The 12049-nt window shown below is 72.2% G+C and carries 9 protein-coding genes; 1 reads left to right on the plus strand and 8 read right to left on the minus strand.

All coding sequences use genetic code 11. From position 1 onward, the window contains the following. Positions 1-143 precede the first annotated feature (143 nt). The 7 genes from AC07OZ_RS02185 to AC07OZ_RS02215 form a co-directional block, all read right to left on the minus strand. Positions 144-1223 carry a type II secretion system F family protein gene (locus tag AC07OZ_RS02185; protein ID WP_495465519.1) on the minus strand — a complete coding sequence of 360 codons (1080 nt, stop codon included), beginning with the start codon at positions 1221-1223 and terminating at the stop codon, positions 144-146. A 69-nt stretch (positions 1224-1292) separates the two neighbouring features. Then, positions 1293-3176 carry a GspE/PulE family protein gene (locus tag AC07OZ_RS02190; protein WP_495465520.1) on the minus strand — a complete coding sequence of 628 codons (1884 nt, stop codon included), beginning with the start codon at positions 3174-3176 and terminating at the stop codon, positions 1293-1295. An 8-nt stretch (positions 3177-3184) separates the two neighbouring features. Further along, complete coding sequence (locus AC07OZ_RS02195; protein WP_495465521.1) at positions 3185-3979, minus strand: hypothetical protein; 795 nt, start codon at positions 3977-3979, stop codon at positions 3185-3187. After that, on the minus strand, positions 3963-5447 hold the full coding sequence (locus AC07OZ_RS02200) for a type IV pilus inner membrane component PilO (protein ID WP_495465522.1): 1485 nt from the start codon (positions 5445-5447) through the stop codon (positions 3963-3965). Before AC07OZ_RS02200 ends, AC07OZ_RS02195 begins: the two co-directional genes overlap by 17 nt. After that, the gene (locus tag AC07OZ_RS02205) at positions 5447-7024 is read right to left on the minus strand and encodes a hypothetical protein (RefSeq protein ID WP_495465523.1); all 1578 of its coding nucleotides are present in this window, start codon (positions 7022-7024) and stop codon (positions 5447-5449) included. Before AC07OZ_RS02205 ends, AC07OZ_RS02200 begins: the two co-directional genes overlap by 1 nt. A gap of 212 nt (positions 7025-7236) precedes the next feature. Continuing rightward, the gene (locus AC07OZ_RS02210; RefSeq protein WP_495465524.1) at positions 7237-7698 is read right to left on the minus strand and encodes a toxin co-regulated pilus biosynthesis Q family protein; all 462 of its coding nucleotides are present in this window, start codon (positions 7696-7698) and stop codon (positions 7237-7239) included. A 12-nt stretch (positions 7699-7710) separates the two neighbouring features. Beyond that, positions 7711-8361: a hypothetical protein gene (locus AC07OZ_RS02215; protein WP_495465525.1), complete on the minus strand. Its 651-nt coding sequence runs from the start codon at positions 8359-8361 to the stop codon at positions 7711-7713. 91 nt (positions 8362-8452) lie between these two features. On the opposite strand from AC07OZ_RS02215, the gene ligA reads away from it, so the two are divergent. Beyond that, positions 8453-10552: an NAD-dependent DNA ligase LigA gene (gene ligA, locus AC07OZ_RS02220; RefSeq protein ID WP_495465526.1), complete on the plus strand. Its 2100-nt coding sequence runs from the start codon at positions 8453-8455 to the stop codon at positions 10550-10552. Positions 10553-10624: 72 nt separating this feature from the next. Here the strand turns inward: ligA and AC07OZ_RS02225 are convergent, their stop codons facing one another. Next, on the minus strand, positions 10625-11905 hold the full coding sequence (locus AC07OZ_RS02225; RefSeq protein ID WP_495465527.1) for an MFS transporter: 1281 nt from the start codon (positions 11903-11905) through the stop codon (positions 10625-10627). Positions 11906-12049 lie beyond the last annotated feature (144 nt).

Raw genomic sequence — 12049 nt, forward strand, 5'->3', positions numbered from 1 at the left:
ATGTCCCGTCTGGGTTTCCGCCTGGTTTCCTGACCGGTTTCCTGCCTGGTCTCCTGCCAGAGGGACGCTCTGGCCCAGCGCCGGCAACGCTGCCGCAAGCGCCAGCATCGGAGCCGCGATCGCGCGCCTCACGGTCCGCGTGGTCACAGCCCACCCATCTCGGATTGGAGGCTGCTCTGCGCCTCCATGACGGTGGCCAGGAAGCCGCCGAGCAGGAACAGCAGCAGCATGGCCGCGGCGACCAGCAGCCCGCCGTTCAGGCGCGCGGCGGAGTCGGCGATGACCAGTTGCAGGCGGTCGATCGAGCCGACGCCGATCCGCACGAAGGCGGCGACGGGGTCGCGACGCTCGGCGGCATCCTCCACGCGCGCCTCCATGCCGGGATTGAGCACGCCGGTGGCGAAGGCGCGGCCGAACTGCGCCGACTCGTGCCCGGACAGCCGCGACAGGATCTGCCGCAGGTGCCAGCGCATCCACGGGGTGCTGAAGCGGCCGGCGCGTTCCAGCGACGCCCGCAGCGACACGCCGGCGCGCATCAGCGAGGACAGCGAGATGACCAGCATCGCCCCGGAGAAGTCGCGGTAGAGACTGAACGGCGGATGCCGGTCCAGCCGGCGCCGCACGCGGCCCTGCCAGCGCGGCAGGCACCACACGAACAGGCCGCCCGCGACCAGCGCCGCCGCGCCCAGCATCAGGCCGTGGTGGCGGATCGTCCAGGCGACCGCATACAGCGCGCGTCCCAGCGGCGGCCAGCGGTCCGGCGCGATCAGGTCGGCCAGCACGGGCACCGCGTGCAGCGAGAAGGCCACGAGGATGCCGGTCATCGCGACCAGCAGCAGCAACGGATAGGCCACCGCCTTGCGCACCGCGCGGAACATGCCGTCGACCTTCTCGACAGTGCCGGACAGGAAATGCAGGCCCTGGGACAGGCGCTCGTCGCCGCCGCCCTGCAGGGCGTCGATCATCAGCAGCTCGGTGGGCGGCACGATGCCATGCAGCGCGCGGGCCAGCGAGCCGCCCATCGCCGCGCGCAGCATCCGGCGGTACAGCAACTGGTCGCCGCGCGAGCGCCGACGGGCGCGGGCCTCGAGCTTGCGCAGGATCGTGTACAGCGGGACGCGGTCCTCCAGCGCGGAGGCCAGGTCGTAGTAGAAGTCGCCGCGCCGGCGGCGCAGGCGCCGGACCGCCGCGCGCAGCAGCAGCCAGTCGAGGGGAGAGGTCATCGGGGCGGGTCCGTGTCGGAGGTCGATGGCGGGGCGATGTTCGTGTCGGTGTCGATGTCCGCGGCGGGGTCAGGTGTCGTCAGCGGCGAGCGTCTGGGCCAGCAGCGCCGCGCTGCCGAAGGTCCGCTCGAAGTGATAGGGGTCGACGCGCCCGTGGGCCACGTCGTACAGCACATGCCCCCAGGCGTCCTTGCCGTCCATGTCCGGATCGGTGAACGGCGCCGTCCGGCGGCAGCGCCAGTGGCGCCGGGCCTCGGCGTCCCGGCCCTGCCGCAGCAGGTCCAGCAGACGCAGGTCCGGCACGATCACTTCGGCGCCGACCTTGACGCCGGCGGTGCCGTCGTGGGCGTCGGTAGCGTGCTGGGGGCCGGCGGTGTCGGTGGAATGGGCGAGGGGCATGCTGTCCCCGTAGTCGATGCCGGGCCGCCGGCAGTGCGTGCAGCCGTGCGCGCTGGCGCAGTAAATCCTGTCCGGATCGAGGCCGAATCCCGCCTGGAAGGTCTGCAGCGCGTCCGCGCCCATGACGGCGGCGGCGGGGCGCTTGCAATGCTCGCAATTGATCGGCATCAGCACCTGGTAGACCATCGCGGAGAGGAACTCCGGATCGCACAGGTCTTCGCGCGCCAGTCCCAGCAGGCGTGACGAGAGCCGGCCGACGATGCCCAGCGCGGAGGTCGCGTGGACCGTCGACAGGATCTTGTGGCCGGTCTGGATGGCCGCCTGGGCCATGGCGGCGGAGAGCCCGTCGCGGATCTCCCCGAACAGGCCGACATCGGGATCCATCCGCAGGAAGGCCAGCATCGCGCCGTGGAACGGATCGGCGCCGCCGGCCGTGCCGCGCTGGATGGAGAGATGGCTGACGCCGGGGGTCTCGTACTCGACCGGGTCCTCGATGGTGAAGAGTTTGCGCGAACCGTCCCGGGCCAGCATCGTCATCATCGCGTTGAGCGTCGTGGTCTTGCCCGAGCCGGTGACGCCGGCGATGAACACGCCGCCCCAGGCGGAGGCCAGCGCCTCCCGCAACTGGCCGGCCTGCCACGGCGTGAATCCCAGCGGCTCCAGCGCGGCCAGGCGCGGGCGACCGTCCCTGCGGGGTCCGGCGTCGGGCCGTCCGGCTTCCTGGTGCCCGGCGTTCCGTTGCCCGGCGACGTCGTCGCGGCCGCTGCCTGACGCGCGCAACAGGCGGATCACCACGTCCATGCCGCCCACCGCGGGATGGCTCTGGTAACGCAGCGTCAGCCGCAGCCCGGGCAACTCCAGCGGGATCATCGCGGCCTGCGGCACCGAGCCGTTGAAGGCGACCTCGGTGCGGGAGCGCTCCTCGGCCAGCATCGTGTAGGCCGCCGACAGTCCGTCGAGGGCGGTGCGCGCCGGATGGCGGTCCAGCACCCGCATGCGGCCGTCCAGGCGTACCCGGGCCAGCGCGACCGGTCCGCGCAGCTCGATGTGCAGGTCGCTCGCGCCGGCCAGGCGGCAGCGCTGCACGATGGCGCGGAACCATTCGAGCGGCGAGGAGCCCGCCACCATGGCGTCGATGTCGCGGGCCGCCTCGGCCGCGTGTCGTTCGTCGGCGGTGGCGTCGGGGCGTGTCTCCAGCGGCGCGGAAGGCGCCGGAGGGAGCGGGGCGCCCGCCTGTGTGGCCGCGCCGGCGAGCAACGCGGCGAAGACCGCGGGCGACGCCGTCAGGTGGCCGGCATAGGTCAGGCCTCTGGCCTTCCCGGCCTGGACGAGGCGATACCAGTCGGGCCGATGGACCTCGTCCGCCGCCGACACGACGAGGAATCGTCCCCCTTCCAGCGCCAGCGCCGCCAGACGGTCCTGCTTGTGGCTGGCGACCGGCAGCACGTCGGCCGACGGTGCGGCGAGCAGCGCTTCCGCGGCGGCGGACAGCACGCGCTCGAACGGAGGCAGGCGTGCCGGGTCGTCGATGTGGCGGCTCAAGGGGCGGCTCAAGGAATGGCTCAAGGGGAGGAGGCGCGGGAGGGAGCGATGGGCTCCGGGACGGACGCGATCTCCGAGGTCGCCGGGGACGCCGGGGTCGCGGAAAGGGGCAACGCGGCGGCACGATGGACGGCGGCGTCGCCGTCGTCATCTGCGTCGTCACCTGTGTCGTCACCCGCGTCATCGCCGAGCCGTCCCGCGCCGACGTGCCCGGACCTGCCTCCGGCGCGCGACACGACGCGGTCGAAGCGATAGCCCGTCAGCGCGGACCCTCGTGCGGGCGGCGCCAGCACCAGCACCAGACGACGGGATGGCCGTCCCCCTGCGGCGACCTGTTCGACGCGCAGTCCCTCCGGCGCCAGGCCGAGGACGCGCCACGGTCCGATGCGGGTTTCCGGCCCGGAGGCGTCGTCGACCGCATGCAGGCGCCCGCCCAGCAGCACCTCCGCCCGCCAGCGATCGCCGGCGGCCACGAGCGACCAGAGCCGGGGTCCGCCAGCGGGCGCGGCTCCAGGCGTCCGTGGCGGCGCCGGCAGCGCCGGATCACCGGACGGACCGGGTCCGCCCGCCAGCCGCGCCGTGGCCACAGCCAGTTCCGCCGCCTTGTTGCGTCGCGCCACGTCGACCAGATGGCGCAGGGTCACGTCCGGCGCGGTCTCGGGCGCGGGGCGCTCGTCGCCGCCGGCGCAGGCCGTCGACAAGGCCGCGAGCAGACCGGCCGCCAGCACTGTCGCGCGGGGCGCCGGGAGGCGTCGGACCGCGCGGACGCCAGGTGCACGGACGTCAGGCATGCGGATGTCAGTAATGCGTGCCATGGGCGAAGAGGGATCCTGAAAGCTCATAGCTGATCTGTGACGCGGCGAAATTCAAGGTGAGGGTCTCCACGACGACGTACGGCGGCACCTGGACCAGCGGCAGCGACCAGACCTCGTCCTTCAGTCGCCAGACCATCCGGATGACCGGTTGCGCGGCGGTGTCCGCGCGGTCCCCATCCGCCACCGGCCGACCCGCCGCGCTGGCCGCGCCGGCCTCGCCGTCGAGCGGAGGTCCCGCCTTGAGCGACGCGTCGGCGCCGCCGACGGTCGCCAGTTCCTGCAGGTGGCTGCCCCAGACGTTCAGGGCCAGGCGCAAGGGCGGGAGCCGGGCGGCGACGAGCGCTTCACCCGCCTTCAGCGGCGGCTCGGCGGTGTCCGCCAGCGAGGTCCGCATCGAGGCCGCGAGGACGTCCTCGCCGGCGGACAGCTCGGGCCGCATCGACGGCGCGCCGATGTTGCCGGCTGGCAATCCGTCCAGCATCTCGAGGCTGCCGTGATGCCGCGCCCAGGTGGCGACGCAGCCGTCCGAGCGATCGCAGTCGACCTGTTGAAGCGTCCACCCGGCGCGGCTCACCGGCAGTGCGGCGATGGCGGCACGCCAGCGGTCCAACGGGGCGTTGCCCGGACGGCCCGCCTGCTCGAGCAGGTGGGTCAGCCGGCGGGCGCGCAGGCCGGACGCCTGCGCGCGGGACGCCGCCGTCACCGCGAGATGGCGCGCCGCGTCCATCGCCGCGCGCTCCATCCCGCGCTCGTGCCGCATCCACATCGCGAAGCCGGCTCCCAGGCCCAACACGGCCACGCCCGCGGCGACCGCGGCCGGCCAGCGCGCCGGCAGCAACGGCCGCAGGCGCGTGTCGCCGTCGGGTTGTCCGAACAGCAGGTCCGGCGCGAGCGCTTCGCCGATGCGATCCTGTCCGGGCAGGTGGCTGGCGACGCGGACCTCCTGGTCCGGATGCATGTCGCGGAACTCCTGCAGCACCGCCATCGCGGCGTCGAGATCGGGCAGCACGCGGTCGAAGCCCGGGACCGGCCGCCTGTCCATCAGGCCCACGAAGGCCACGCGCGCCGCCGGACCGCCCGCCACGTCGTTGGTGGCGACAGCGCCGCCGGCGATCAGACAGGCCTCCGCGCCGCGCTCCGCGAAACGCGCCACCAGCAACGCCACGGCCGAATGGGCGCGGCGACGCATTCGCTCCCGCATCCAGTCCAGCATCCCGGCAAACATCCGGTGACGGGCGCGGCGACCGGTGTCGATCCGCCGCGCCAGTCCCAGCAGGGCGCCGTCCGGCAGTCGCGCGACGAAGCGGAAGCCGGCCGTGCGTGCATGGCGCAGGTCGGCGTCCGGCGCATCGGGCCGCGCCACCGGGTGCCACTCCAGCCCGAAGGCCAACCGCACGCTGGCGACGACGATCACCCGGGCCACGCCGGTCTCGTCCGCGCCGGCCGGCGGTGTCGATCGCGCGCCCATCATGGCTCCACCAGGCGCGGCGTGATCAGCACGACCGTGCCCTGCCGCGTCTGCACGCCGCGCCGCGCCAGCGGCACCAGCCCGCGCACGAGGTCCGCCTCGTCGAGCTGGGTCTGCTGGCGCTCGAAGCCGGCCAGCACCAGCGTGCGGCCGGCCGGCACGCTGATGCGCTGCAGAGTGCTGAAGCTCATCGTCTCCGGCAGTTGCACCGATCGCGCCAACTGGCCGCTGCCGCTGGTGAAGGCGCGCAGCTGCCGCAGCTCGCTGATCTGCAGCGCGGTCTGCAGCAGCACGAGGTGCGAATCCAGGATCACCGGCAGCACCGTCAGGCCGAGGCCGGTGGTGAGCTTGCCGGGTTCGAGCGCGCCGGCAGTGGTCAGGCCGGTCGCCGGGCTCACCGTCGGCGCCGTCGCGCGCTGCACATACGAGCGCGTCTGCAGCGCGCCGACCGGCACGGGCATCCGGTTCGTGGTCGTGACGACGCTGGAATAGGTTGTCGACACGCGCCCGTACTCCTGCAACGCCTTGGCGACCCACTCGCTGGGCGATCCGCGCGAGCCCGACGGGCCCAGCACGAAGCTCAGGGCCGCGGGCGCGCCGGCGCCCAGCGGGCCGAGCGCCGCCGGCGCGACCAGGTCCAGCCGGTTGCCCTGGCCGAGCCGTCCCAGCATGACGCGCCAGTCGATGCCGTTGCTGAACTCGTCGGTGAAGCTCACCTGCAGCACCTCGATCTCGAGCACGACCTGGCGCAGCAGGTTGACGTTGAGCGCGTCGAGGTAGCTCTGCACGCGCTCGACGTTGGCGAGCGCATCCGTGACGGTCACCAGTCCCGCGCGCGGATCCACCTGCAGGCCCGCGGCCGGGGAGAGCATCGGCTTGAGCGCGTCGGGCAGGCCGGCCCAGTAATCGCTCTGCGTGCTGCCGTCGATCTTGGCGGATCCGCCGCCGGAGCCTTCCGCGCCGCCGAGCACGTCGAACGCCGCGTTCGCGTCCAGTCCGCCGGGCAGCGCCTTGACGGGCATCGCGCGCGTGACCACGCGGGAGAACACGATGCGTCCCCCGGTGTGGCGCCAGTGCAGTCCGGCCTGCGCCGCGATGCGGTCCAGCAGCGGGCGCAAGGGGCCGGCGTGGTCGATCTCCACGGTGTTCTGGTGTTCCGGGGCGGAGATGTCGAGCCGGAGGGCGCCCGCCCGTGCGGCCTGGCGCAGCGCGGCCGTCTCCTCGGGCGCGGCGGCCGACGCGTCGAAGGCGGGTCGCGACGCGGGACCGGGGGCGTAGTCGGCGGCGCTGTGCAGCGCGTCCGGCGTCATGATCACCGGCAGGCCGACGGCGCGCGAGAGCATCTCGGCCACCGCCGCCAGCGGCAGCCGGCCCGGCGCGTGCAGGCGGACGGGGCCGAGGTGGTCCGGCAGCCGCTCGTCGCGGCGCAGCGGGACGGACCGGCTCGCGAAGCGCGGGGTCGGATCAGCCACGACCAGCGGCGGCGGTGCGGCTGCCTCGCGCAAGCGCGCCTGCAATGCGCCGGCGCGATCGAGCACGTCCTGGTGGGCGCGCTCGGTCTGGCGCGCGGCCGGCACCGCGCATCCGCCGAGGGCGAGGCAGGCCGTCACCCAGCCGGCGAGGACGAGGCGGCGGGGAGGAGGGCGGCACGCAAGGCACGGGAAGGGCCGCGAAAGGTACCGCGAGAAGCACCGCGAGAAGCACCGCGAAAGAGACTGCGGCAATCGGGACCGGGGCGGCGGAAAGAATGGTGGAGAGGACGGTGGAAATGGCGGCACGGGGAGGGTCCTCACTGGCGGGCGCCTTCAGGCAGATAACGGACGACACGCACGACGCGGGTCTCGGCCTGGACGCGGGCCTGCAGCGGAAAGTCGGTGTCGCGCAGCACGGCCATCGCCTGGGTCAGCGCGCCCAGGAAGTCGCCGCGCAGCGTGACGTCGGCATCGATGGGGAAGTCGCGATCGACCTCCCAGACCAGTTGCCAGCCCGCCTCGCGTGCCCAGCGCTGCATCGCCTGGTGGACGGTGCCGTCGGCGCGCGCGAAGGTCCACGCGGTCGCGCCGCCAGCGTGACGGGACGGCGTCATCGCCGCCGGTGCGGCGGTCGGTCCTGCGGTTGGTCCGACGGTCGATGTGGCGGTCGGTGCGGCGGCGGCATCCGGCCGTGGACCGGAGAGTGGCGGCGGGCCCGACGCCGCCATCGCGGCGCCGGACATCAGCGCGCAGGCGCCGAGGAGTCGTGACGAGGCCATCGATCGGCGCGCTCAGCTCATCAGCGCGTGGATCGTGACCACGCCCTGGTCGGTCGTGCACGCGGCGGCGAGGTCCTTGACGCTGATCGGCGCGACGGAGCCGGGCTTCTTCACGATCTTGGTCGAGGGCGCCTTGAGCGGGGCCTCGTCCGTCTCCTCGCCGACCCAGATGCCGTCGGCCACGAGCGCCAGACCCCGCGCGATGCCCGCGCATTGCGCCTGCGGAATGCCGGTGTAGCTCAGCGTGAATGCCTTGCCCTTCTTCGCGGTCCCGAACGCCTCGTTGAACCCCACCGCGAAGATCCTGCCGCCGAATTCGTGCTGCACGGTGAGCGTGGTTCCCGACCCGCTGACGGTCTCGGGCCGGAAGGCGCCCAGGGCGTGCGCCTGCACGGTGGTCAAGGTGGCGAAGTCCAGCGCGCCCGCGCTGCCGTAGCCCGCCAGGTTGGCCTTGATCTGCGGCGCCTGGCGCAGCAGCGCCGACCGGTCCATCTGCGCGTTCAGGCTGCGCAGCCCCATCAGGACGATGACCATGACAACGATGATCACGCCGACCCCGATCAGGAGTTCCAGCAGCGTGACGCCGCGTTGGGGGCGGGCGCCGGCACGGCGATGCGTCGGACGGGCAAGGGAGGCGGATGCGGGGACGACGTCGAAGGTCATGGAAACGGACTTCCTTTCGAGAGAGTTCGGAAACACAGTGGTGCCGGCCGTGACCAGCGGCGGCTCAGTGGGGGTGCGCCACAATGCGCGCATGACTCCCTCGAGGCCCGCTTCCGTGTCTTCGCTTTCCGCTCAACAGGCTGCCGCGCGCGCCGCCGAACTCCGCGCGACCCTCCATCACCACGCCCATCTCTACTACGTGCTCGACACGCCGTCCTTGCCCGACGCCGAGTACGACAAGCTCTTCCAGGAGCTGCAGGCGATCGAGGCCGCGTTCCCGGCGCTGCTGACGCCGGACTCGCCGACGCAGCGCGTGGGCGGGCAGGTGCTGGACGGCTTCGAGACGGTGAAGCACGTGGTGCCCATGCTGTCGATCCGCACCGAGACCGACACCGAGGCCAGCGGCGCCGAGAACTTCGATGCGCGCGTGCGCCGCGAACTGGATCTGGGCGAGCACGCCGCGCCGGTCGAATACGCAGCCGAGCTGAAATTCGACGGGCTGGCGATCAGCCTGCGCTACGAGCACGGCGTGCTGGTGCAGGCCGCCACGCGCGGCAACGGCGAGACCGGCGAGGACGTGACCCAGAACGTGCGCACGATCAAGCAGATCCCGTTGAAGCTCGCGGGCGAGGGCGCGAAGGCCGCGGTGCTGGAAGTGCGCGGCGAGGCCTACATGCGCCGCGACGATTTCGAGGCGCTCAACGAGCGCCAGCGCGCCGCGAACGAGAAGACCTTCGTCAATCCGCGCAACACGGCTGCGGGCGCGATCCGGCAGCTGGATCCGGCGCTGGTGCGGCAGCGGCCGCTGAGCTTCTTCGCCTACGGCATCGGCGAGACGCAGGGCTGGGAGATCCCGGCCACGCACAGCGCGATGCTGGACGCGCTACAGGGCTACGGCCTGCCGGTCAACGCCGACCGCGCGGTGGTGCGCGGCGCCGAAGGCCTGGTGGCGTTCCACCGCACGATCGGCGAGAAGCGCGACGCCTTGCCCTTCGACATCGACGGCGTGGTCTACAAGGTCAACAGCCGCGAACTGCAGCGGCGCCTGGGCTTCGTCTCGCGCGAGCCGCGCTGGGCAGTGGCGCACAAGTACCCGGCGCAGGAGCAGGTCACGAAGCTCGACCGCATCGACATCCAGGTCGGCCGCACCGGCAAGCTGACCCCGGTGGCCAAGCTGGAGCCGGTCTTCGTCGGCGGCACGACGGTGAGCAACGCGACGCTGCACAACCTCTTCGAGATGCGCCGCAAGGGCATCCGCGTGGGTGACCAGGTCATCATCCGCCGCGCCGGCGACGTGATCCCCGAGGTCGTCGGCAAGGTCGACGCGAAGCGCGCGAGCTATGTGCCCAACTTCCGCATGCCCAGGCATTGCCCGATCTGCGGCAGCGATGTCGTGCGCGAGAAGGGGGGCATCGACCACCGCTGCAGCGGCGGCATCTTCTGCCCGGCGCAGCGCAAGCAGGCGATGCTGCACTTCGCAGGCCGGCGCGCGATGGACATCGAGGGCCTGGGCGACAAGCTCGTCGACCAGCTCGTCGACGGCGGCATCGTCACCAGCCTGCCGGGGCTCTACAAGCTCGGCCTGGCCAAGCTCACCGCGCTGGAGCGCATGGGGGACCGGAGCGCGCTGAACCTGATCGACGCGCTGGAGAAGAGCAAGCGCACGACGATGGCGAGGTTCCTCTTCGCGCTCAGCATCCGGCAGGTCGGCGAGACGACGGCGAAGGATCTCGCCAAGCACTTCGGCAACATGGACGGGTTGATGAGCGCGACCGAGGAGCAACTGCTCGCGGTCAAGGATGTCGGTCCGATCGTCGCGAAGAGCATTGCCGCCTTCTTTGCCGAGGCGCACAACCGCGAGGTCGTCGAGCAGCTGTTCGCCGCGGGCGTCGAGTTCCCGCAATCGGAAGGCGCGGCCGCGGCACCCGCCGGGCCTCAGCCGTTGGCCGGCAAGACGCTGGTGCTGACGGGCACGTTGCCGACGCTGTCGCGCGACGAGGCCAAGGAACTGATCGAGGCCGCCGGCGGCAAGGTCAGCGGCTCGGTGTCGAAGAAGACCAGCTACGTCATCGCCGGTGAGGAGGCGGGCTCGAAGCTCGACAAGGCGCGCGAGCTGGGCGTCACCGTCCTCGATGAAGAAGGGCTTCAGGCGCTGCTGGCGGCGCCGCCGGACGCGATCGCGGCGGAATGAACAAAGGGACGGCGAACCGTCCCTTCGATGCACGCGATATCGGGGCCTTCGGGCTCCGATGTCATTGCAGGCTCAACTCGCAGCGGCCGTCTTGCGTCGAACCATCATCGCCATGACCGCTGCCAGCAGGCACGCGGCGCCAGCGACGTACAACGCCGGCGCATAGCTCAGCAGCAGGCTGCGGCTCAGTCCCGCGCCGTACGCCGCCACCGCCGCGCCGATCTGGTGGCCCGCGAAGATCCATCCGAACACCATGCCGACCTTCGCCGCGCCGAAGCGCTCCGCCGTCAGGCGCACCGTCGGCGGCACCGTCGCGATCCAGTCCAGGCCGTAGAACACCGCGAACAGCGACAGCCCGTAGAGCGTGAACTCCGCATTCGGCAGCCACATCAGCGACAGCCCGCGCAACGCGTAGTACCAGCACAGCAGCTTGCGGGTGTCGTACCGATCGCTGAGCCAACCCGACAGGATCGTGCCGATGAAGTCGAAGATCCCCATCATCGCCAGCACCGAGGCCGCGGGCACCGCCGCCAGGCCGTAGTCGCCGCACAGCGAGATGAAATGGGTCTGCACCAGCCCGTTGGTCGACAGCCCGCAGATGAAGAAGGTGCCGAAGAGCAGCCAGAAGGTCGGCTGGGTCGAGGCCTCGCGCAGCGCGGTGAACGGCGTGAGCCAGGTCACCTTGGCGGCGGGCGCGGCCGGCGCGGCAGCAGCGGCGGGGTCGGCACCGTACGGGGCCAGGCCCACGTCGGACGGCCGGTCGCGCATGAACAGCAGCACCAGGCTCATCACCGCCAGGCACAGCACGGCCAGCGGCAGCAGCGGGGCGCGCCAGCCCCAACGCTCGATCATCCAGGCGGCGATTGGCAGGCAGATCAACTGACCGGTGGCGGCGCTCGCGGTCAGGATGCCCATGATCAGGCCCTTGCGCGTCGCGAACCAGCGGTTTGACACGATCGCGCCGAGCACCAGCGCCGTCATGCCGCTGCCCAGGCCCAGCACCACGCCCCACAGCACGACCAGGTGCCACAACTGCGTGACCAGCCCGGCCAGCAGCATGCCGCCGCCGACCAGCCCCAGCGCCACGCTGACGACGGCGCGCACGCCGAAGCGTTCCATCAACACCGCCGCGAACGGCCCCATCAGGCCGAACAGCGCGAAGCGCAGCGCCAGCGCCGACGAGATCTGGCTGGTGGACCAGCCGAACTCCTGCGCCAGCGGCTGCAGCATCGCGCCGGGCAGGCCCAGCGCCGCCGACATGAACAGCATCGTCAGGAAGGTCAGCCCGGCGATCACCCAGCTGAAGTGGAGACCCCGATGGGTCATGCGTCGGGACATGGCGGCGGCAAGCATGCGGGAGATCCTTCCAGGGGTGCTTGTTTTAATGATGGTCGCCATCGTATCGAGATTTCCGACGCCCGCCGCAGATTTGATGATTCCCCTACTCAAAATCGTGGCATCGCGCCTCCGACGGAAGTTGCAGGCGGGCTTCCTACA

It is taken from the genome of Roseateles sp. GW821-FHT09G03, assembly GCF_059416045.1.